At 61.8% G+C, this 21,178-nt stretch carries 20 protein-coding genes; 4 read left to right on the top strand and 16 right to left on the bottom strand.

The window, feature by feature from the left end; genetic code table 11:
- Positions 1-416: 416 nt before the first annotated feature.
- From SHEL_RS03655 to rsmI, 11 genes are all read right to left on the bottom strand, one after another.
- Positions 417-755 carry a Veg family protein gene (locus tag SHEL_RS03655; RefSeq protein ID WP_012797910.1) on the bottom strand — a complete coding sequence of 113 codons (339 nt, stop codon included), beginning with the start codon at positions 753-755 and terminating at the stop codon, positions 417-419.
- Positions 756-879: 124 nt separating this feature from the next.
- Positions 880-1,770: a 16S rRNA (adenine(1518)-N(6)/adenine(1519)-N(6))-dimethyltransferase RsmA gene (gene rsmA, locus SHEL_RS03650; RefSeq protein WP_012797909.1), complete on the bottom strand. Its 891-nt coding sequence runs from the start codon at positions 1,768-1,770 to the stop codon at positions 880-882.
- A complete protein-coding gene (locus tag SHEL_RS03645) occupies positions 1,763-2,341 on the bottom strand; it encodes a flavodoxin family protein (protein WP_012797908.1) in 579 nt (192 codons plus the stop codon). Before SHEL_RS03645 ends, rsmA begins: the two co-directional genes overlap by 8 nt.
- A 27-nt stretch (positions 2,342-2,368) precedes the next feature.
- Positions 2,369-3,454 (bottom strand): TatD family hydrolase, encoded by a 1,086-nt coding sequence (locus SHEL_RS03640; protein ID WP_174259102.1) that lies wholly within the window; start codon positions 3,452-3,454, stop codon positions 2,369-2,371.
- A gap of 7 nt (positions 3,455-3,461) precedes the next feature.
- Entirely contained in the window at positions 3,462-5,042 is a 1,581-nt protein-coding gene (metG, locus tag SHEL_RS03635) for a methionine--tRNA ligase (protein ID WP_012797906.1), read from the bottom strand.
- A gap of 232 nt (positions 5,043-5,274) precedes the next feature.
- Positions 5,275-6,087, bottom strand: coding sequence for a hypothetical protein (locus SHEL_RS03630; protein WP_012797905.1), 813 nt, complete (start codon positions 6,085-6,087; stop codon positions 5,275-5,277).
- 12 nt (positions 6,088-6,099) lie between these two features.
- On the bottom strand, positions 6,100-6,921 hold the full coding sequence (locus tag SHEL_RS03625; RefSeq protein WP_012797904.1) for a hypothetical protein: 822 nt from the start codon (positions 6,919-6,921) through the stop codon (positions 6,100-6,102).
- Between the two features lie 14 nt (positions 6,922-6,935).
- The gene (locus tag SHEL_RS03620; protein WP_012797903.1) at positions 6,936-7,532 is read right to left on the bottom strand and encodes a M48 family metallopeptidase; all 597 of its coding nucleotides are present in this window, start codon (positions 7,530-7,532) and stop codon (positions 6,936-6,938) included.
- A gap of 3 nt (positions 7,533-7,535) precedes the next feature.
- Positions 7,536-8,744, bottom strand: coding sequence for an iron-containing alcohol dehydrogenase (locus SHEL_RS03615; protein WP_012797902.1), 1,209 nt, complete (start codon positions 8,742-8,744; stop codon positions 7,536-7,538).
- Between the two features lie 61 nt (positions 8,745-8,805).
- On the bottom strand, positions 8,806-9,054 hold the full coding sequence (locus SHEL_RS03610) for a glutaredoxin family protein (protein ID WP_012797901.1): 249 nt from the start codon (positions 9,052-9,054) through the stop codon (positions 8,806-8,808).
- A gap of 33 nt (positions 9,055-9,087) precedes the next feature.
- Complete coding sequence (gene rsmI / locus SHEL_RS03605) at positions 9,088-9,939, bottom strand: 16S rRNA (cytidine(1402)-2'-O)-methyltransferase (RefSeq protein ID WP_041422701.1); 852 nt, start codon at positions 9,937-9,939, stop codon at positions 9,088-9,090.
- A gap of 99 nt (positions 9,940-10,038) precedes the next feature.
- Here rsmI and SHEL_RS03600 point away from each other — a divergent pair, with 99 nt between their 5' ends.
- Both SHEL_RS03600 and SHEL_RS03595 read left to right on the top strand, forming a co-directional pair.
- The gene (locus SHEL_RS03600) at positions 10,039-10,959 is read left to right on the top strand and encodes an alpha/beta hydrolase (protein ID WP_012797899.1); all 921 of its coding nucleotides are present in this window, start codon (positions 10,039-10,041) and stop codon (positions 10,957-10,959) included.
- Positions 10,960-10,961: 2 nt separating this feature from the next.
- Positions 10,962-11,762, top strand: a complete 801-nt coding sequence (locus SHEL_RS03595) for an MBL fold metallo-hydrolase (protein WP_012797898.1) — start codon at positions 10,962-10,964, stop codon at positions 11,760-11,762.
- A 17-nt stretch (positions 11,763-11,779) separates the two neighbouring features.
- Here SHEL_RS03595 and SHEL_RS03590 read toward each other — a convergent pair whose 3' ends face one another.
- The 5 genes from SHEL_RS03590 to SHEL_RS03570 all read right to left on the bottom strand — a co-directional run bounded on the left by SHEL_RS03590 (position 11,780) and on the right by SHEL_RS03570 (position 18,586).
- Positions 11,780-13,186: an NAD(P)/FAD-dependent oxidoreductase gene (locus tag SHEL_RS03590; RefSeq protein WP_012797897.1), complete on the bottom strand. Its 1,407-nt coding sequence runs from the start codon at positions 13,184-13,186 to the stop codon at positions 11,780-11,782.
- Positions 13,187-13,263: 77 nt separating this feature from the next.
- Positions 13,264-13,869, bottom strand: coding sequence for an FAD-binding protein (locus SHEL_RS03585; RefSeq protein ID WP_050749518.1), 606 nt, complete (start codon positions 13,867-13,869; stop codon positions 13,264-13,266).
- Positions 13,870-14,623: 754 nt separating this feature from the next.
- On the bottom strand, positions 14,624-15,301 hold the full coding sequence (locus SHEL_RS03580; protein WP_012797895.1) for a TorD/DmsD family molecular chaperone: 678 nt from the start codon (positions 15,299-15,301) through the stop codon (positions 14,624-14,626).
- Between the two features lie 34 nt (positions 15,302-15,335).
- Positions 15,336-15,914: a 4Fe-4S dicluster domain-containing protein gene (locus SHEL_RS03575; protein WP_012797894.1), complete on the bottom strand. Its 579-nt coding sequence runs from the start codon at positions 15,912-15,914 to the stop codon at positions 15,336-15,338.
- A 14-nt stretch (positions 15,915-15,928) separates the two neighbouring features.
- On the bottom strand, positions 15,929-18,586 hold the full coding sequence (locus SHEL_RS03570) for a molybdopterin-dependent oxidoreductase (RefSeq protein ID WP_012797893.1): 2,658 nt from the start codon (positions 18,584-18,586) through the stop codon (positions 15,929-15,931).
- Positions 18,587-18,718: 132 nt separating this feature from the next.
- Between SHEL_RS03570 and SHEL_RS15060 the strand changes: the two genes are divergently transcribed.
- Positions 18,719-19,621 (top strand): LysR family transcriptional regulator, encoded by a 903-nt coding sequence (locus SHEL_RS15060; RefSeq protein ID WP_012797892.1) that lies wholly within the window; start codon positions 18,719-18,721, stop codon positions 19,619-19,621.
- Positions 19,622-19,697: 76 nt separating this feature from the next.
- Positions 19,698-21,101: an NAD(P)/FAD-dependent oxidoreductase gene (locus SHEL_RS03560; protein WP_012797891.1), complete on the top strand. Its 1,404-nt coding sequence runs from the start codon at positions 19,698-19,700 to the stop codon at positions 21,099-21,101.
- Positions 21,102-21,178 lie beyond the last annotated feature (77 nt).

The raw sequence follows: 21,178 nt of genomic DNA, 5'->3' as shown, positions 1-21,178 counted from the left end.
TTCATGATGCAGAAAAGGCTCGCGAAATGCGAAAGCAGAATGGCTAGCGTCCTGTCCCGCATCGCGTTTACGCAGACACACGATGCGGATTGATCTGTTTCGCTAACCGTGTTCACTATATCACAGCGCGCCGCCCGAAAAGGGACGGTCGGCGTCCGCAATGTCCCATATTTTATGGGGCTGAACTGGCTGTATGCTTTTGTGACCAATGTGCGGCCAACGCCTTCTCGCCTCTTATCAGGAGGCTTGTCGAAAGCTGCACCTTTTCTGCCCCAGACAGGTGCATTATTTATGATTCGATTCGGGAACCCGCGCCGTACGCGCCGCACACACACACAGGCCTGAACCCGCCCCTCTATATATAGAAAGAACCCCGCCGAAGCGGGGCCCTTGGACGTGCATGCGGTGCAGATGACTTATTCCTCGTCATCCTCTCCATCGAGGCCGACTCCGAAAATGCCGTCTTCCTTCTCCTCGGTCTCGAGGATGAACAGAGGCTCTCCGGACTTCGGGTCGTACAGCTCGACCATGCCAGTCAGCACATCGACGTACTGATAGGACTGACGGGCAGTGCGGCCACGCTTACGGTCGACTTCAAGGATGAACAACGCAGGGTGGGTCTGCATCAAGGTGCCTTCACACTCGATAATCTTGGAACGACCCATATTCGCGCGAACCTTCAGACGCGTATTGGTGCGAGAGGTGAGTTCCGAACGAATATCATCTACAATATGAACCTGCTTCTCAAGTTCCATGTGTTAGCTTCCTCTAATCGCGAATTGACAACAGTGCAAGGCGATATTCTACCACGCGCTGTCAAGACCTCAAGAAAATTCCGAAGCACCCCACGGCCCATGCCGAATTGTTACTTTGCCACCATCATTTGCACATACGAAGAAGGCATCTGCCCAGTTCAATAAACTCTTCGAGACCAAGGGTCTCGCCGCGTCTGCGGGCGTCGATGCCAGCCGATTGCATCATCTTCGGAACATCCGTCGCGTCGATAGGGCTTTGCGGACGAGAGAAGTACTGCTTCATGGAATTGGCCACCGTCTTGCGGCGCTGGGTGAAGGCCGCATCCGCCATCATGCTTGCCGCAGCGGCTTCGTCAGGCGTAACGCCCAAGTCGTCGCGGCGGTCCAGCCGGATGACCGACGAGGTGACGTGCGGCGGCGGAAAGAAGTTGTTCGGCGACACCTGGAAGCGGCCTGTCGGTTTCGCGATAAGCTGCAGTTTGACGGTGTAGGCGCCGTACTCCTTTGTCGCCGGCTTGGCGGACATGCGGTCGGCCACTTCGCTTTGGACCATGACCGTCGCGCTCTGGATGCTTTCGATTTTCTGGAAATAGTCCAGCACCAACGTGGCGGCCACTGCATACGGCAGGTTTGCCACGAATTTGTTCGGCGCGAACGGATCGCCAGGCACGCATGCGAAGTCCTCTTCCCGCAGGTCAAGAGCATCCTTTTGCAGCAGCGTGAAGTTATCGAAAGCACCGCAGGTCTCAGCGAGCACTGCGGGCAGGTCGCGGTCGCGCTCCACCGAGAGAACGCGGTTTGCACGGGGCAGCAACGCCACCGTCAGCGTGCCGATGCCGGGCCCCACTTCCAACACGTCGTCTTGGCCGCACACCTCGGACAGCTCGCAGATCTTGCCGATGATCGCGTCGCTGACCAGGAAGTTCTGGCCTAAAGCTTTCTTGGTGGCAAGGCCGTGGCGCTGCAGCACCGTCCGCGTGACAGACGGCTTGGCCAATGGCGAGAACTCAGTCACGGTCGTCTCCTTGTCCGTCTCCATCTGCGTCTCCCGGCAGCGTCGGAAGCATCTCGTCGGAATTTCCATCCTGGCCCCAGCCCACCTGGTCGATGACTTCGCGAAGGTGCCAACCGGCGGCGCCGAAGGCTGATTTCACGGTGGTGACCAAAGGATCAAAGCCATGCGGGTCACCGCCCATGCCTATGACGTGCAGGTATAAAGGACCTGCAGGCGTATGGCGTTTCGCGTTGGGGCCGCAGCGGTATTCCCACACGGGCTGCAAACGGTCCATCAGGGCTTTGAACTGGGACGGAGGACCCGAGAAGTACACGGGGCACACCACATGGACCTCGTCGACCGTCCAGAGCAGGTCGATGAATTCCGCAGCGGCATCATCATGGATGACGCATGAGTAGGTTTTTCTGCAGGCGCCGCAACCGATGCATCCAGCCACGGGATTGTCGGACACCTTCCACGTGGCTATCTCCCCGAACCGCTGCCCGATATGCTTGCGCAGCAGCTCAGCATAGCGCGCCGACACGCCGTTCGCACGAGGCGATCCGACGACGATCATAGCCCTGTCGCTCATGGTCTCCCCTTCCGCCGAACCCGGCCGTTAACCTGCGAAGTTGCTCTGCTGCCAGCCCGTCGGCGTGCGGTCGAACAGCTCCCGGGTGGTGCGGTACGTGGCGGCCAGCAACGCAGCGCGACCCTCGCCGGGCTCGCAGCCACGAAGCTGCGCCAGATGCGCCGCCGTGAACACCGTGTGCTCCGGCCCGCATTCCTGACCGCGGAACGGCACCGGCGTCATGTACGGAGAATCCGTTTCCAACAGCAGGCGGTCCTCAGGCGTCGCCACCGCAGAAGTGCGGATGGCGTCCGAACTCTTGAACGTGATAGCGCCGCCGAACGCCGCATAGGCGCCCCGATCCAACCAGGGCTTAAGCTCCTCGGCGCCGATGCTGCAGCAATGCAGTTCCACACCCGCCGTAGGCCAGCCCTCCTCTTCCAGAATCTGGAAGGCATCGTCATGGGCGTCTCGGATGTGCAGCATAAGCGGCAGACCGCATTCATGGGCCAGCGCCACCTGACGGCGGAACACGTCGCGCTGCTGATCACGGGGCGACAAATCGTAATGGTAGTCCAGCCCCACCTCGCCCAACACCGACGTGCGGGGGTCGGCCAGCAGCGAGCGAAGCCGCTGCTCCAGATCGGGCGACCATTCTTTGGCGTTGTGGGGGTGCAGACCGCAGGCGATGCGCACCTCGGGTACCTGCGTGGTGCACGGGCAGCGGAACGACAGAGCCTCATCCCCAGGCGCCCCGCCCTCGTCAGGCGCTACGGCGCCGGTTGGAAGGTTTTGCAGGTGGCTGCGGGTGGCTTTGAACACCTCAGGGAGGATACGCAGCGCTTCGGCGCGCCACGTATCCAGCCCGTCATACGTTTCTTCCGGCCGCTCGCTGGGGTCCGCCACCGTGACGACGAAATCCACCCGATGCACGGCACAGCGCGCCAACGACAGCGCGGGGTCGGAAATCATCTGCAGGTGCGCGTGGGAGTCCGCGATGGGAACCTCCAACACGGGCGTCGGAGACCCCACCAGCCTGAAATCGTGGCGGCGCTTCTTGTAGAAGAGCGCGTCGCGAAACATCAGATGACCGGCGGGGCTTTCGAAATCTATTGGTTGAGCCTGATAGGACATGCAAATCCTACAGCTGGATGTCGCCGACGTTCAGGCGCGGGAACAGCGGATCGCCCTTCTCCACCGGGTTGCCGGCAGGCAGCTGGCCCCAAGCGGAAGCGGCTTCGATGTCGTCCACGGCCGTGATGTCGTCCAGACCCAGGCGACGGAACACCTCGGCGGACGTGCGCGGCATGAACGGCGCGAAGAAGAGCGCCATGATGCGGCAGGCCTCAAGCGCGTTGTACAGCACGGCGGCCAGCTCGCCCTTGGTCTCTTCGGACTTGGCCAGGTTCCAGGGTGCGCTCTGCTCGACGTAGAGGTTCGCAGCGCCGGCAAGCTCCTGGATGGCAGCGACGGCGTCGGTGAAGTTGACCTCGGCCATGCAGGGATCGACCTTGGCATACAGGCCCTCGGCGATGGTGCGCAGCGGGTTTTCGGCATCCTTCAGCTCGGCGGGCACTTCAGGCACCTTGCCGTCGAAGTACTTGCCCACCATGTTGAACACGCGGCTGCACAGGTTGCCCCAGGTGTTGGCCAAATCGGCGTTGTAGACCTGAGTCATGCGCTCGATGGAGATGTTGCCGTCATGGCCGAAGCGCACGTCGGACATGAAGTAGTAGCGATAGGCGTCGGAGCCGTACACTTTCACCAGGTCGGCAGGCTTGATGCCGTTGCCCTTGGACTTGGACATCTTCTCGCCGCCCACCAGCAAAAAGCCGTGGCCGAAGACGGTGCCCGTCACGGGCAGGCCGGCGGCCATCAGCATGGCCGGCCAGATGACGCAGTGGAAACGGGTGATGTCCTTTCCCACGAAGTGGTACTGCATGGGCCAGCGGGCCTCGAACTCGCCTTCGCGCTCAGGGTCGGCATAGCCGATGCCCGTGAGGTACGCCAGCAGGGCGTCGGCCCATACGTAGCAGACATGGCCCTCGTCGAAGGGCAGCGGGATGCCCCAGTCGAAGGTGGAACGGCTGATAGACAGGTCCTGCAGGCCGCTCTTCACGAAGGTGACGACCTCGTTTCTGCGGGTCTCGGGGCGGATGAAGTCAGGATGCTCCTCGTAAAACTTCAGCAGCGGCTCCTGGAACTCGGACAGCTTGAAGAACCAGTTCTCCTCGCCGGAGGCCATATGGCGCACCGGGCGCTTGCAGTCGGGGCAGATGAACTCGCCGTCTTCGTTCTTCTCCAGATCGCTTTCGGCGTAGTAGGTTTCCTCATGGACGCAGTACCAGCCCTCATAGGCGCTCTTGTACAGGTAGCCCTTCTCGTAGATGTCGTTCCAGAACTTCTGGACGGTACGGGTCTGGCGATCGGAACTGGTGCGCACGAAATCGGTGTAGGTGATGTCGAGCATATCCCAGGCCTCGTCGAAGGCGGGGACCATGGAGTCGCACCATGCCTGGGGCGTGGTGCCGTTCTTCTCGGCGGTTTCGGCGATCTTCTGACCGTGCTCGTCAAGGCCGGTCACGAACGCCACATCGTAGCCGTTCATGCGCTGATAGCGAGCCACCGTGTCGGCCGCGATGGTCGTGTAGGCCGTGCCCAGATGCGGAGCCGCGTTCACGTAGTAGATAGGCGTGGTGAAGGAATACATGGGTTTGGACATTTTTTCTCCTTTGCGTGGACCGCGAATGATGCCGCCGCACGCGCTCGTGGCGAGGGCGAATGATGCCCGCGCCTGCGAATAGTTTCAAACCATCGTAGTATATCGCAGCCTGGGGCTACACGGCGTGTTTTCGTCGAATTCACAGGCACAAACACTGTTTTGCATCCGCCATGTGTGGCCTGCACGCAACAAGAAAGCGCCCCGTCGGGGCGCTCGTTGGAATCGCAAGAATCTAGTCCATCAAGGCACGCAGGTCGTCGGGAAGATGACAGCTCACGTTATGCTCGGCGATGTAGTCCAGGTACGGACGGGCCGCGTCCTCGTCGCCGCGGAGCAGTTCGAGGCGCGCATGCATCACGTTTGAAGACAGCACCTGCTGAGGATTGACAAGCGCGGTATCGAACACGTCCAGCTGCTGTTCGGCGGTTTCGGAATCGCCGTCGAACAAAGCCTTGTAGAACGAGGTGTAGGAGGCCATCGACGTCGCGACCCCGGCGTATTTGCCGGTTTGGTTCAAGCCCAGCGTCTTGCGTGCCCTGTCAGTCATTTCCGAAAGCAGCTCCTCGTCATGGTCGACCACGGCGACGTTGGCCATGACGTTGGTGTGAACAAGCCTCTGCTGCTTGTTGAACTTCGCGGGGTCGACCTTCGCGACCCACTCGCGGGCGATGTCGGTCAAGCCCGCCAGCGCGCAAGCCTGCGCATACCCCAGGCAGTTATTCGGCTTGCGCTGGGCGCCCACCTCGGACCGCAGGAATTTGATATAGAACTCGGCGAATTTCCGGGGGTCGCAATCCTGGGTGATGATCATCAGTATGCGCTGCCAGTCCCGAGCCAGAACGACATAGAAAACCACCACCGTCAGCATGATGAGCAGTAGGCCTGAAACGAAGAAATCCTCGAGCATGTTGGCCGCAATGCCTAGCAGGGCAACGACCACGACGGCGATCAGACGCCCGTATAGAAGAAGCTTACGGCGATGGTCCCACACTTCGGCCGCGGTCATGTTCGCGAACATGGACGGCGTGTAATCGATGTTAGTCATGATGTCATCCTTCTAAATGCCCAAGCGTTTCAGCCGGGTACGTGCTTCTTCCACCATGGCGCAAGTTCCGCCATGCTCCACAATGTACCTTAACGCCTCTGCCGCTGCGGCCTCGTCTCCCAAAAGAGCCGAAGCTTTCGCCTGAACGGCTTGCGCCCTCAAATAGTCGTAGGGAGTGGAAGACCTGGATACCATGGCGTCGGCCTGGGCCTTCGCAGCAGCGCCGTCGCCGGCCATGAGGGCCGCAACGGCGTCGGCCTCGGCCAGGGCGTACTCGATCTGCGGCAGTTCGTCCTTTTTGGCAGCGGGCCGCATGGCCACGATAAGGCCCCGCTCCTGGCTCAGCAGCTCCGCATCGCCCCGCGCTCCGGCCGCATCGGTCCATACCTTCAATTTGGAAATCTGCTCCGGCATGTGCACGTACATGAAGTCAATTTCCTGAGCCTCGTCGAAAGCGCCGTCGGTGTCACCCAGAAGCGACAGGCACTCGGCCGCGTGCAGCTTCAGTCGCGCCCGTTCTGTATCCTTTTCGGTGGTTTCGAGCAGCGCGAGCATGACCTGGCGAAGCTTCTGCGGGTCGCAATCCTGGGTCAGGATCCGCATGACGTCGGTCCAGTTTCGTTTGATGCTGAGGCGTTCGTAAACAACCAAGCCCACCATGATGAACAGGCACGGGATAAGGATGGGAGGCGCAACGATGGCGGCAACGCCCAGCACGGTCACGGCCAGAATGGCCCCGAACCGCATGCGGTTGGTGAGCTGTCCGCGGTACGACGCGACGTCCTCGGCGGACGTGCTGGCGAATTTGGATGGATCGGTGTTGATGACAGCCATGTGAAAAACCTCTTCTAACGGCGGATGGCGCCCCTGAGCTTGCGCTCGCTTTGCTTCCAAGTGGGCAGAAACTGCGTCATGAGCGCGTGGAACCGGGCGTTGTGACTGGGCTCCAGCAGGTGGCACAGCTCGTGGACCACCACGTATTCCAGACAATCAGGCGGCTGCGCGGCCAGCTGTATGTTGATGGTGATGTGGCCGGACTTCACGTTGCAGCTGCCCCATCGGCTGACCATGTTGCGGTAGGTCACCTTGCCGGGACGCACGCCCATGACCGGCGCCCATTTGTCAATCAAGGGCGGCACGAAGGCCTTGACGCATTCCCGCCATGCATCCAGCTCGGCCTGGGTGGGCGTGCCGCCTTTGGCCTCCTCCATGGCAATGGTTTGAAGCTTCTGCCGGGCGATCCAATCCCAGTGGCTTTGCACGAAGGTGCTGATCTCCCGGTCTGTCATGGCGAAGGGACCGGTCACTTCCAGATGCCCGTCGGGCGGTTTCACCTTCAGACGGGCGCTCTTCTGGCCAAAGCGACGCACCACCTGAACGTCGACGCCGTCGACGATCAAGGTGGTGCGTTTGGTTTTCGCCGCTATGCCGCTGCGTCGCGCCACGGATTAAAACGCGCTTTCATAGATGGCGCGGGCATCGTCCATGGTGAGCTTCTTGAAGCCGCCGAACACGGAGCCCTTGTTGGCCTCCAGAGTCTTCAGGAACGCATCGATGTTTTCGGGCTTCAGGCCGAAATCGCCCAACTTGGTGGGCATGCCCATGCTGGCGAAGAATCCCTGCAGCTCGTCGATGATGACCGTAACCGCATCTTCGACGGCCTCATCCGTGTCGTCGATGGGCTCGATGCCGAAGACATTCATGCCGAACAGCAAGAAGCGGCTCGGATCTTCACGCCACACGTAGCGCATCCAGGCGGGCATGATGACCGCAAGGGCGGCGCCGTGGGTGATTTTGGGGTCGAAGGCGGAAAGCTCGTGCTCGAGCGCGTGGCTTTCCCAACCGCCGGCGCGGGACGCAGGATTGGTGGAACGGCCCAGGCCAAGCACGTCGTTGTGAGCCAAGGTGGAAGCCCACATGATGGCTGCGCGGGCGTCGTAGTCCTCGGGGTTCTCCAGAACCTGGGGCGCCGCATCCATAAGGGCGCGAATGACGTCGCATGCCATGTTATCGGTGACGGGCACATCGCCTACGCCGCTGAAGAAGCGCTCGCAGATATGGGCGATCATATCGGTCACGCCGGCCGCCGTCTGGTACGCAGGCAGCGTGAAGGTAACCTCAGGATCCATGAAAGCCATGACGGGACGGAAGGCGTCGCCGTTGGTGCCCTTCTTCAGGCCAAGTTCGTCGTTGCTGATGACGCAGGAGCTGGAGGCCTCGGAACCCGCGGCAGGGATGGTCAGCACCGCGACGATGGGCATGCAGCGCTCGACTGCGGCCTTGCCGCTGAAGAAGTCCCACACGTCGCCGTTGTGCAGCGCGCCGAAGCCGATAGCCTTGGCGCAGTCGATGGTGCTGCCGCCGCCAACAGGCAGGATGAAGTCGATGTCGTTCTCACGCACGGCCTCGATACCCTTGCGCACGTCGTTGACCTCGGGGTTCGGACGCACGCCGCCGAACTCGACATACTCGATGCCGGCTGCGTCCAGAGACTTCTTGACGCGGTCCAGCGTGCCCGTGCGCACGACGGAGCCCTGGCCGTAGACCAGAAGCGCACGCTTGAAGCCTTCGCGCTGAGCGAGCATCTCGCCGATCTTGTCGTTGGCGCCATGTCCGAAGACGAATTGCGTCGGGGAGCAGAAGATGAAATCGTTCATGGGTTTCCTCCTAGGAACTAGGTTATATACAGAGTAAGAACGACAGCGGCCGAAGCCCGGGCTACTCGTCCTTGTGGGCGGCAAGCCACGCCACGATGTCGTCGGATTCGTACAGGGGCACGCCGTCGATCACCAGGCACGGGACCTGGGTCATGCCGCCGATGCGCAGCAGCTCGTCGTACGCGTCGGCTTCGCGGCGGACGTCCCTGTAGGCAATGGGTTTGTCCTTCGGCCACGCCTCGTCGATGTACGCCATCACTTTGCGGCAGAACGGACAGGTATCGAATTTGTAGAGCGTGAGTTCGGCCACGAAAGTCTCCTTCTGCGGAACGGGTCCGCGTCGTTACGCCTGATGAACCAGTTCGTATGCGTCGTTGCGGCTCAGATTGAACTCCTTGCACAGCGCGCGCATGACATCCTTTTTGGTCATGCCTCCTGATGCCAGCAGCTCACGCGCCCGCGCAAGCGCCGCATCCTCCGTCGTGACTTGGGCCGCCTGCGCTTCGTCTTGCGTCGGCGGACCGATGACGATGGCGATTTCGCCCTTGATAGGCGACGCGGCCTCGCGTTCGGCGAACCGTGCGGCCACCTCGCCCGCCATGCCCCTGGCCACTTCCTCGTGGATCTTGGTGAGCTCGCGGCAGACCGCCACTTCGCGGGTGGGCAGCGTATCCGCAATGGCCGCAAGCGCCGACACCAGACGGTGCGGGCTCTCGTAGAACACCACGGTGGCGTCGAAGTTCAGCAGCGCCTCCAAAGCTTCGGTGCGCTGCCCCGCCTTGCGCGGGAAGAACCCTGCGAAATAGAACTTGGGGTTCACAAAACCGCTGGCCACATAGGCGGTCGTCGCAGCCGATGCCCCTGGCAGAACCGTATAGGGCACACCCTTCGCCTGGGCCGCCGCAATCAGTCGGGCACCTGGGTCGGACACGCCCGGCATGCCGGCGTCGGAGCAGAATGCCACGGTTTGACCTGCGGCGATGCGGTCGATAACCGCTTCCGCCTGCTCGGTTATGGTGGCTTCGTCCAGCCGCTCCAGCCGCTTCTCTATTTCAAAATGGGCCAGCAGCTTGCCCGTGACGCGGGTGTCCTCGGCGCACACGACGTCGGCCGAACGCAACGCGTCCAGCGTCCGCAGCGTGATGTCGCCTAAGTTGCCGATGGGCGTGGCACATATGTAGAGCATTCCTGGCATGTCCGCCATTATACATGGATGCCAAGCCGATTCAGTTGCCTAAGAGGTTACAATCACACCAAACACCAGGGCGCCCGTCGCCCGCAGAAAGGATCCTTCGTGAGCGTGCAATACAAGGCAGCCGAAACGCTGCTCAACCTGATAAACCGCGTTACCCGCGGCGGTCTGAAGGCCGTCATGCTGAACCTGGTCAAAGACCCGCCCACCGTCAACGACGTGCCCGAAAGCTTCTACAACAAGTACGATTGCCGGCGCCTTATGGTGGAGGGTCGCCCCGTCGTGCGCGTGCGCACGCAGACGGGCGTCGAACCGCAGGCGGCGCTGGTGTACCTGGCGGGAGGCGGCGGCACCATGGGGCCGCTGCAAGTCCATTTCGACATGGTGGAACATGTGGCGAAGCTCACGGGTTTCGATGTCTACCTGGCCTTTTACCCGCTGGCGCCCGAACACAACGCCCTGGAGGCCCGCCGGTGGCTGGACGTGGTGCAGGAGCGTTTGACCGATGACTACCCAGCGGAGCGCATCTTCTTCGGCGGCGACAGCTCAGGCGCCAACGTGGCCATAGCCCACACGGCACACCAGGTTGCCATCGGCTTCGGCGTGCCCGCAGGCGTCATAGCGATTTCGCCTGCCACGGGGCTTGCCGACGGCGAAGACCGCGACATCCGGCTCAAGGCCGAAACCGACGACCCCTACCTCAGCGTGGCCATGAACGACTACATCGCCACGGTATGGGGGCGCGATATGGACCTCTCCAGCGGCGACTACTGCCCCAGCGGCGTGGATTTCGAAGGTTTTCCGCCCATGATGCTCTTCTACGGAACCCACGAGCTGTTCTGCCCCCACGACGACAAGCTGGTCGAACGCATCCAAGCGGCAGGCGTCGAACTCGACGTGACCCGCGGCGAAGGCCTGTGCCACTGCTGGGCCGTACTGGGCATGCTGCCCGAGGCGAAACGCGCGCAACGCCGCATGGCCGAATGGATGGCCGCCCGCATCGGCGTCGAAAAGGAGGCGTAACCATGCTGAAGCTCCACGTGCTTGCCAGCGGCAGCAAGGGCAACGCATCGGTGGTCGAGAATCTGGCTACCGGCCAGGCCGTCCTTATCGACTGCGGCATCTCCAAGAAGGCCTTCATGTCCCGTTGCACCGAATCGGGATTCGACCCTGCCCGCATATCCACGGTGCTCATCACCCACGAGCATTCGGACCACACCAAAGGGCTGGGTGTGGTGCTGCGCGGCCTGCGCTCGCTGGACGCCCACCCAAGCGTGTATGTGAACCGAAAAAACCTGAACGCCAGCCGCGACATCCCCGCCGCCATCGAGTCAGTGGATGCGGACGTGGCCCACTTCGAGGCGTTGGATTCGCTGGACATTGGCGGCATGCGCGTCGTTCCCTTCGCCACCTCCCACGACGCCGTCGCGTCCTTCGGATTCCGGTTCGAAGCGGACGGCGACGTGCTGGGATTCATGACCGACACGGGCATCGTGACGCCCCAGGCCCACGATTGCCTGCAGGGCTGCCGCATCCTGGCGCTGGAGGGAAACCACGACGTGCGCATGCTGGAAAACGGGCCCTACCCCTACGTGCTCAAGCAGCGCATCCTGGGCGAGCGGGGGCATCTGTCCAACGACCAGGGTGCAAGCGAACTAGCGGATCTTCTGCACAACGGGCTGGAACAGGTCGTGGCCATGCATATCTCCCAGAACAACAACGACTACGCCATGCCCCGCACCGCGTTTTCGCAGATGCTTGCGCAGGAATGTCATCCCGCCCGCGTGCAGGTGGGGTATCAGGAACGCCTGACCGTCGCCGAATAGAACGCCGTCGGGACCGCCTACTCTTCGGTCGCCAAACGCTCGCCCATGAGGAAGCCCATGACGCTGGCCATCATGAGGCCGCGTGTCCAACCGCTGGAATCGCCCAGGCAGAACAAGTTCTCCACGTTGGTGGTGAACCTCTCGTCCATGGACACGCGGTTGCTGTAGAACTTGAGCTCGGGGGCGTACAGCAGCGTCTCGTGGGACGCGAACCCGGGAATCGCCTTGTCGACGGCCTGCATGAACGCGATGATCGAGGTCATGGTGCGGTACGGCAGGGCGCTGGTGATGTCGCCCGCCACCGCGTCGGGCAGCGTGGGGCGCACGTTGGAGCGCGCCAGCTCTTCGGGCCAGGTGCGCTTGCCGTCCAGGATGTCGCCGAACCGCTGGACCAGGATGTGCCCCGCGCCCAGCATGTTCACCAGCTCGCCAATCTTCTGGGCGTACTCGATGGGCTGGTTGAAGGGCTCGCGGAAGTTGTGCGAGCACAGGATGGCCAGGTTGGTGTTGGGCGATTTGTGCTGCTTGTAGGAATGCCCGTTCACCACCGCCAGGCCGCCGTCGTAGTTCTCCTGACTGACGAACCCGCCGGGGTTCTGGCAGAACGTGCGGACCTTGTTGCGAAACGGGTTCGGGTAGCCGATGAGCTTGCTTTCGTAGAGCACGTCGTTCACGCGCTCCATCACCTCGTTGCGAAGTTCCACGCGCACGCCCACGTCAACAGGGCCCGGAGCGTGGCCTATGCCGTGGCGCGTGCACAGCTTCTCCAACCAGTCGGCGCCGCGACGGCCCGTGGCCACCACCACGCGCTCGGCCATGATGGTCGCATCCTCGCCGTCGAAACGCACCTCCACCCCGACGCACGTTCCGTTCTCCACAATGACGTCGACGCATTCGCTCTCGAAAAGGATTTCCACGCCGCTTTCGATCAGGTAGTCCTCGATGAGCGCGTAGATTTCCTGCGCCTTCTCGGTGCCCAGATGCCGGATGGGGCAGTCCACCAGCTGCAGGCCCGCCTGGATGGCGCGCCGCCGGATGTCGCGGACCTCGATCTCGTTGCCGAGGCCTTCCACATGTTCGTCGGCGCCGAAGGACAGGTACACCTTGTCCACCCGGTCGATGGTCTGCTGGGCCAGGTCCGCACCGATGAGCTGCGGCAGGTCGCCGCCCACCTCATGGGACAAAGACAGCTTGCCGTCGGAGAAAGCGCCCGCACCTGAAAAGCCCGTGGTGATGCGGCAGGGCTCGCAGCCCACGCAATGCCCCACTTTTAGCTTCGGGCAGTGGCGACGCTCGATGGGAAGGCCCTTCTCCACGATGACAATGCTGGCAGATGAGTTGTGCCCCAAAAGCCCCAGAGCCGTGAAGATGCCGGCCGGTCCCGCACCGATGATGGCGATATCGGCATGCCGCGTGACGCCCATGATTCCTCCTTTTGCGACGGAAATCCCAGCGTCCATTGTACGACTTCGCAACATGTGACACTCGTGGAAAGCCCGTTTTACGCTTCAGCCAAGGCTTTGCCAACCAGATAGCCGAACGTCATGCCCTTGCCGTTGTTCAGGCCGCCGAAGGTCTCGGGATACACGGTGCCGTAAAAGCCGCCCTGGTCGTTGCCCACCACGTAGACGCCCTCGATGGCCGTGCCGTCTTCGCGCAACGGCTGCAGCGAGGTGTTCACCGTCACGCCGCCGAGCGTGCACAGCAGCCATCCGGCCAGATGAACCGCGGTATACGGAGGCTGGGCAATGGCAGAAAGACAGAACGCCTTCTTGCCGAAATCGGCGTCTTCCTGCGCGTCCCAGAGCTCGTTGTAACGAGCGACGGTCTCGACCAGCGCATCTGCCGGCACGCCCATCAGCTCGGCAAGCTCGTCGATGGAATCGGCCTGCACTGCGGCTCCGCTGGAGATGACGCCGTCAAGCTGGCCCTGCAGGTACTCGGCGTTCAGCGGGCTCGTGCCATCCAGGTAGGAGTTCATAGGAGCCTGACCCTCTTCGGGAGCTGCCACGCGGCTGCAACGGGCCGCCTGGAAGCGTTCGCAGTCGCTGTAGTAGTTGGCGTCGAAAATCTGCCACCAGGTGTGGCGATTCATGTTGGATTTCATGATTCCCTCCTAGCAGGTTGTGATGTCTTCTGGCTAACAAGGACAATCTACAAGGCTCTGAACTGGGATTCCACGTGCACAACCCTGAGGGTGTTCGGGTTCCGAACACCCCATAGCACATGTTCGGAACCCGAACAGATTGACAATCTGTTCGGGTCTGAGACGCAGCCCGTATCGTATACTGAGCATCTTCAGGCGATACCGCAAGCGGTCGAAACGGAGGGGACCATGCAGCGGCAAATCGAAACAAGGATGCGCATTGTTGATGCGCTGGAGCGCATGATGAAATCGTCGGCCATCGATCGCATCAAGGTGACCGACCTTTGCAAAGGGCCGTACTACGTTCTACGACTATTTCGAAAACCCGAGGTCGCGGCGCGATTTCTTCACGAAGTCGTTTCGGTCGCAGGATTACAACTCGGCCTACGGCTACGGCAACCGCAGCATTGCACAGTACTGCATCGACCTCATCCCCCGAAAAACGGGAGTTTCGCTCAACGACGACGAGATCCTGCAGGTTCGTTTGTTCACTGCGGGAGCGGCGTTTCTCACGACGGAATGGGCTTGTGACGGTATGAGAACGGAGCCGCAGGCTCTGGCCCATGCGTTCGCAATGTCCGCCGCTTCTCCGTTCGACTGCGTGAACCCCCTCGATTAGCTTCACGCAGACTGATGTGTCATATGAATAAACGAGCGCCCTCAATGCCAATGCATGGGAGAACGCTCGTTGCAGAGACTGTACGGAAGAAATGAGCTACGGCAGCGAGACAGCCGCCTCACCGGTAAGGAGCACATCGCGGGCGCAGAAAACCTGAGCGATGCGCGCGACTGCTGCATATAGGCTATCTGGAGCCTCCTTTTGCAGGTCGGAGGCGTAACCGACCAGCCACACATTCAGGTGCTCGGACGCGAAACGTGCTGACGCCTCAAGCGCGGCCTTGCACGCATTCGTATCTTCCGCCTGATGCGCATCCATGGCGCGCTTTGCCAGCTGTGCAAGAAATCCCAGCTCAAGGGCAATATGGTCATCAGCCACGCGCGGGTACATCTGCGGCAGCAAGCCCTGTTCGCGGTATGCGTTGCGTACGTCCAGGGTACTGCGCTGGAACAACGCCCGGCTGTTCGAGCGGTACACGCTCTCCCACGGCGGACACGCCAGCTTCCCCGGCCCTACAAACAGGCGCGTGTACTGGGCGGAAAGCCCGAGCAGGCCGTCTTCACCCTGCACGCCCTCGAGTGCCGCAGCAAAAGAACCTGCAAGTTCGATCGCACCGTCCACGCCACACGCCTCGAGCGCGCCTTCGACAAGCTCCGGGTCGGCCGCATTCAGCAACACTTCCGTCGGCTCGTTTCCCAGCAGCGCCTGCGCCGTGGAATACAGGTAATAGCGTGCGGCCAGCGTTTCGGCCAGGCTTTCTTGCAGGTTCTTCATCGTCGTGTTCCTCAGATTCCCTCGTGCCGTTCGGCTACATGATCCACATCTTGAAATCGTCGTTCAAGGCGGCATCCTTCGGGTTCACCAAAAGCGACGGGCTGGTCTCGGCGGCCGACGGCAGGATGGGAAGCTCGTTTACCAGCTCCTGGTCGGTGTACTTCGCGCGCAGCTCATCCAGGTCGCCGAAGTCCAGTGCACGGTATTGACACGCGTCCACGCATACCGGGTTCTGTCCGTTCTCGCGGAAGATGCGGCAGGAATCGCAGCGGATGGCCTTCTTGGCCTCGTCGTCGATCATGGGATGGCCATATGGGCAGGAGTTCGCGCAGCTGCCGCAGCCGATGCACACTTCCTCATCGCGGAACACGGTGCCATCTTCAGCCTTCTGGCACGCGCCCGTGGGGCAGTTCGCCACGCAGGCCGGGTTCTCGCAGTGGTTGCATCCAGCCGAAAAGTGGTACGGCATGGCGTTGGGGTAGGTTCCGGCCACGTAGCTTTCCACCTTGCGAGCGGCAAGCCCCACAGCCAGGTCGTTGCGATCCTGACAGGCCACCTGGCAAGCACGGCATCCCGTGCAACGTTTCATGTTGAAATAGAATCCCAAGGTCATGGCTTACTCCCCCTCTATTCCTCGATGCCTTCAGGCATGCGCAGCGGGCGCATCTCGGCCTGCGGCACGTCCTGGTCCTCGTACTTGCGCACCTGCACCACGGTGGAGTGGTACGAGTTGTACGAGCCGACGTTCTGCACGTTTATGGTGATGGTGTTCTCGGAGCCGTTCTCGTCCACGCCGTTCTCTTCGTTCATCTCGGGCCAGCTTCCATGGGGAATGCCCACAACGCCTGGCATCAAGGTCTCAAGCACCGACGCGATGCGGATCATCTTGCCCGTTTCGCTGGAGACCTCGACGATGTCGCCCTGCTCGATGCCGCGCTCGGCAGCATCCTGAGCGTTCATATACACCGGGTTCTTGAACGCCTGGCGCAGCCAGCCCACGTTGTCGTGCGTGGTGTGCGCGCGGCGCAGGTAGTGGGGCTGGTACACCAACAACGGGAATTCCTCGGAAAGCCCCTGGTAGCCGCCGGCGCTTTCGGTCACGCAGCCGTAAGGTTTGATCTTGTCGGGGCAGCCCAGCGCGTCCACGGCGTCCTTGGCGGACTGGCAGTACAGCTCCCACTTGCCGCTCACGGTGTTCAGCGGATGACCCTCGGGGTCGTCCACGAAGTCCTTGTAGGCGATGTATCCGTAGTTGTCGCCCTCAGTGCGCTCGACGCGGTACACGCCCGCCGCGCGCAGCTCGTCGTAGTCGATGACGCCTTCCTGCGCATGGCCGTCGAATCCCAGCTCGTCGCAGCGTTCCTGCGTGATGGTGACAAGCGGCTTATAGGTCACGCCGTCGGCGTCCAGCACGGTGGCGTTCAGGATGCGGTCGAACTGGCGCTGCTCCTCGTCGTAAGGCCACATCTTGTCGGCGTCAAGACCCAGGCGTTTCGCCAGTTCATAGGCAATTTCCACATCAGGCTTGCTTTCGAAGAGCGGCTCGGTGAAGGCCGTCGGGAAGAAGAACGACTCGCGGTTGAACTGCTTGTACTGCTGGAATGCCAGCTGATCGTAGCCGTACTCCCACGGCGTGGAGGCGGGCAGCACGATGTCGGAGAACTGCGCCTCGGGCTTGAAGTTGATGGCCTGCGTCAGCACGAAGTCCATGGCACGGAACGCCTTGATGCCGTTGTTCACATCGGGCTGGCTGGTCAGGTATCCGCCGGACTCGCACCAGATCATGCGAATGTCCTTCGAAACGTCCTCGCCGGTCCAGCCGTCCGGTCCGTGGCCTTCCGCCATGGCCTTCCAGCTGCTGGCCGCGCGATAGCCCAGGTCGAACGCGCCGAACACGGAGTTCTGCGCCTGCTCGGGCACGTCGCCCTGACGCATCTCGCCGGGCTGTACCAGGTTGGGGCCGCAGTTGTGCGCGAAATAGTGATAGGTCGGGCCGAACTGCTGGCCGTCGGCGCCCACATGCGCGCCCATGCAGGCCAGGGTCAGCGCCAACTGCGGCAGCGTGGCGGCCTGGTTGTTGCGGGCGATGGAGTACGCGTAGTACATGGAAACCTTGTTCTTGCGTCCCACCTGTTCGGCGTACCAGCGGATGTCCTCAGCAGTGCAGCCGCAGATCTCGGCCGCCCATTCGGCGGTCTTGGGGGTGCCGTCGTATTCACCCATCACGTAGCCGTGCACGTTCTCGTTCAGCGTGGCGTCGGCAGGCATGTGGTCATCGTCGAAACCGACCGTGTGGCTGTACAGGAAGTCCCAGTCCACAACGTCGCCCCGCTCCTCGTCCAGTTTGATCATCTCGTAGATGACTGCCGAAAGGAACGCGGCGTCCGTGGTCGGGCGCACGGGAATCCACTTTGCTTCAACCATGGCGGCAGTTGGGTTGTAGTCAGGACCGATGAACACGAACGGGATGCCTGCCTCGTGGGCGCGCATCAGGTGCAGCGAAGGTGAACCGGCGGCCGCGTGCACAGGGTTGTTGCCATGCAGCACGATCAGGTCGCTCTTAAGCATGCTCAGACGGTCGTTCGTACCCATGGTGCCAGGTTCGCCCGCCGTGTTGTCGATGCCGATCTGGTCAGGCGTGGCTGTCCAGGAGCCATAGGACGTGAATCCGAGATGCCAGGTGTAGCCGCCGAGCGCGGGCAGCAGGGTCTGTGCCACGGCGCAGTTGTAGAACGGAATGCCTGCATAGTTGATGGCCAGAGGGCCGTGCTCGTCGATGATGCGCTTCACCTCGGTGGCGATCAGGTCGAACGCCTCATCCCAGGAAATACGTTCCCACGTGTCCTTGCCGCGCATCTGGCCGTTGCTGTTCTCGCCGCCGCCAGGCTGCCAACCGCTGCGCTTCATGGGGTACTTGATGCGGTCGGCGCCGAAAGCGTGCATGCGCTGGGCTCGGCCGCGGGGGCACGCGCGGTTCTGGAAGTTCTCGAAGCTGTCCTCATGCGTATCGTCGGTCTTGATGCGCATGGGCATGCCGTCGACCACGTACGCCTTCAGCAGGCAACGGCCGCCGCAGCTGGTCCAGCAGCTCACGGGCAGCCACTGGCCGTCCTGGCTCTCGTCAAATTCGGCATCTACGCGGTAGTTCCGCGGCGCGGTGTCCTCGGTCTGCTCAAGCGAATTCTCAGGCGAGCAGCCGGCCACCATGGCCGCCGCAGCCGCAGCAAACGCTCCCGCTCCGACGAACGCACGACGCGAAATGCCCTTGTTGGCGAATTCCTCCATAGGTTTTCTCCTCCCCTTTTTCCTGCGCACTGGAACGTGCGGCTTATGTCGCGAATTGTACAGAGCGTCGAAACCAAGTACAATTATGTAATGATGTATGAAGTTTCATGCACTAATTGCATAGGAGGAACCATGAGGACCGACGTGTTGCGCAACTTCGTTGCCTTGTCTGACGAGAAGAGCATGACGAGGGCCGCCAAGCGGCTGCACATATCACAGCCCACGCTGTCGCGCCAAATGTCCGCGCTCGAAGACGATTTGGGGAAACAGCTGTACATACGCGAGGAGGGCATCATCAAGCTCACGGTGGATGGCCAAATCCTGTACGACTACGCAACCTCCATCGTAGAACTCGAAGACCGCGCACGCACCGCCATCGCTCACTCAGACGAGCACGTTACCGGCACGGTATATATCGGGCACGGCGACTCGAATTCCATGCAGTATCTGTTCCAGGCCATGAGCAATGTGCGAGAACGGCATCGCGGCGTCACATTCAATCTGGTGTCGGGCGACACCCATTCCTTGGTGGAAAAGCTCAACCAGGGATCCATCGACTTCATGCAGGAGTGCGGCGCACGTCAACGCGGACGCTATCTTGCACTGCCCTTGCCTGGCCAAGACACAATCGCCGCGCTCGTGGGGCCGCAAAGCCGCCTGTTCGGGCTCGAGAAAGTAACGCCGAGCGACCTGGCAGGCGAAGACCTTGTGGTGTCGAAACAGCTGCTCGAAAGCGACGTTATGAGAAACTGGGCCGGCGACCAGTATCCCCAGCTGCACTCCATTGTGAACTTCAACCTGGGCATGACGGTCGTTGACCTGGCCGAATACGGCTCAACCTGCGTTATCGGCTACCAAGAGCTGGCAGAGCGCTATTACGGCCAGGCCATCGACTGCATCCCGCTGGACCCGCCGATCGTCGACGAAAGCGCCATCGTGTGGCGCAAGAACCGGCCGCTGTCCCCTGCCGCCCAGGCGTTTTTGGATGCGCTGCAAGCTATATGCGAGAAGGCGGCACCGTCTGTTGGGCGCTAAGTAAAACGAAACGCCGTCGACAATAAACGCCTTTTCTTGACATGCAATAGACTCCGCTGATTACGGAGGTTTCATCATGTCGAACACCAACTACGACATTCTTATCATCAGCACCGGTCCAGCCGGCATTTTCACAGCGTTGAACCTGGTGCGCAGCGGGTCGAGCGCGCGCATCGCCATTGTCGAGAAAGGCCTGCCCATCGAGCGGCGAAGCTGTCCCAAGGAAAAGGTCGGGCACTGCATCGGCTGCAACCCGTGCCGCATCACCACGGGTTTTTCAGGCGCGGGCGCGTTTTCCGACGGCAAGTTGTCGCTGTCCTACGAGATGGGCGGCGACCTTCCCCAGCTCATTGGCGAGAACCTGGCGCAGGACACCATCAACGCCGTCGACAGGATCTACCTGGAATTCGGCGCCGACGAGCACGTGGAGGGCCTCGAAGCCACTGAAGCCGTGAAAGAGATCCGCCGCCGCGCCATCAAGGCGGGCCTGCAGTTGGTGGACTGCCCCATCCGGCACTTGGGCACCGAAAAGGCCCAAGAGATTTACAGACGGATTCAAACCTACCTGGCCGACGCCGGCGTCGAGCTGCTGTTCGAAAGCGAGTGCCGCGACCTGGTCATCGAGGGCGGCGTGTGCCGAGGCGCATTGGTGAGGGACCGTGGTGGAGACGAAAAGCGCATCCTGGCCGAGCGCACCGTGGTGACCACAGGACGCCGCGGCGCCGACTGGCTGGAGCGGCTGTGCAGCGAGCACGGCATCGAGCATGTGCCTGGCCCCGTTGACGTGGGCGTTCGCGTTGAGCTGCGCAACGAGGTGATGGAGCGCGTAAACAACGCCCTGTACGAGAGCAAGCTCATCGGATATCCCGACCCGTTCCGCAACAAGGTGCGCACGTTCTGCCAGAACCCCGGCGGCTTTGTGAGCCAGGAGAACTACGACAACGGGCTGGCCGTGGTGAACGGGCATTCGTACAAGGAGCGCAAGTCGCCGAACACCAACCTGGCCATCCTGTGCTCGCACAACTTCCGCGAGCCGTTCGACCAGCCCATCCAGTACGCGCAGCGCATCGGCGAGCTAGCGAACATGCTGGGCGCGGGACATATTCTGGTGCAGCGCTTCGGCGACATTCTGGACGGCAAGCGCACCTGGCCCAAGGAGCTTGTGCGCGCGAACGTGCGTCCCACCCTGCCCGACTGCGTGGCGGGCGACATCACAAGCGCGCTGTCGTATCGCACTATGACGTCGATTATTGCGTTCATGCAGGCCGTTGACCAGGCGATTCCTGGATTTGCGGCACCTGAGACGCTGCTGTACGCGCCGGAACTGAAGCTCTACAGCAATCGGGTGAAGGTGTCGGAGAAGTTCGCTACCAGCATGGAGGGATTGTACTGCTTGGGAGATTCCAGCGGCTGGACGCGAGGCCTCATGATGGCCTCCGTCATGGGATTCCTCATGGGGGCTTACCTGGCTGAAAGTTGATTCGACCTGGGGTAAGGCTGTGAAATGGACGCCCTCCGTGCTCAGACAGTCCTGCTTTGGTGAAAGCGCCGCTGGCC

The sequence above is a fragment of the Slackia heliotrinireducens DSM 20476 genome (assembly GCF_000023885.1).
Taxonomy (GTDB): Bacteria; Actinomycetota; Coriobacteriia; order Coriobacteriales; family Eggerthellaceae; genus Slackia; species Slackia heliotrinireducens.
Note: the sequence above shows the minus strand (reverse complement) of the source record. Positions and strands in the feature narration are given on the sequence as shown.

Coding starts and splice junctions, on each gene's coding strand:
- SHEL_RS03625 (WP_012797904.1), bottom strand. CDS start 6,921: ATGGCTGTCATCAACACCGATCCATCCAAATTCGCCAGCACGTCCGCC.
- SHEL_RS03570 (WP_012797893.1), bottom strand. CDS start 18,586: ATGGAGGAATTCGCCAACAAGGGCATTTCGCGTCGTGCGTTCGTCGGA.
- SHEL_RS03655 (WP_012797910.1), bottom strand. CDS start 755: ATGGAACTTGAGAAGCAGGTTCATATTGTAGATGATATTCGTTCGGAA.
- SHEL_RS15060 (WP_012797892.1), top strand. CDS start 18,719: ATGAGGACCGACGTGTTGCGCAACTTCGTTGCCTTGTCTGACGAGAAG.
- SHEL_RS03630 (WP_012797905.1), bottom strand. CDS start 6,087: ATGACTAACATCGATTACACGCCGTCCATGTTCGCGAACATGACCGCG.
- SHEL_RS03640 (WP_174259102.1), bottom strand. CDS start 3,454: ATGTCCTATCAGGCTCAACCAATAGATTTCGAAAGCCCCGCCGGTCAT.
- SHEL_RS03590 (WP_012797897.1), bottom strand. CDS start 13,186: ATGGGCGTCACGCGGCATGCCGATATCGCCATCATCGGTGCGGGACCG.
- rsmI (WP_041422701.1), bottom strand. CDS start 9,939: ATGCCAGGAATGCTCTACATATGTGCCACGCCCATCGGCAACTTAGGC.
- SHEL_RS03580 (WP_012797895.1), bottom strand. CDS start 15,301: ATGAAGAACCTGCAAGAAAGCCTGGCCGAAACGCTGGCCGCACGCTAT.
- SHEL_RS03560 (WP_012797891.1), top strand. CDS start 19,698: ATGTCGAACACCAACTACGACATTCTTATCATCAGCACCGGTCCAGCC.
- SHEL_RS03615 (WP_012797902.1), bottom strand. CDS start 8,744: ATGAACGATTTCATCTTCTGCTCCCCGACGCAATTCGTCTTCGGACAT.
- SHEL_RS03575 (WP_012797894.1), bottom strand. CDS start 15,914: ATGACCTTGGGATTCTATTTCAACATGAAACGTTGCACGGGATGCCGT.
- SHEL_RS03595 (WP_012797898.1), top strand. CDS start 10,962: ATGCTGAAGCTCCACGTGCTTGCCAGCGGCAGCAAGGGCAACGCATCG.
- SHEL_RS03585 (WP_050749518.1), bottom strand. CDS start 13,869: ATGAAATCCAACATGAATCGCCACACCTGGTGGCAGATTTTCGACGCC.
- metG (WP_012797906.1), bottom strand. CDS start 5,042: ATGTCCAAACCCATGTATTCCTTCACCACGCCTATCTACTACGTGAAC.
- SHEL_RS03645 (WP_012797908.1), bottom strand. CDS start 2,341: ATGAGCGACAGGGCTATGATCGTCGTCGGATCGCCTCGTGCGAACGGC.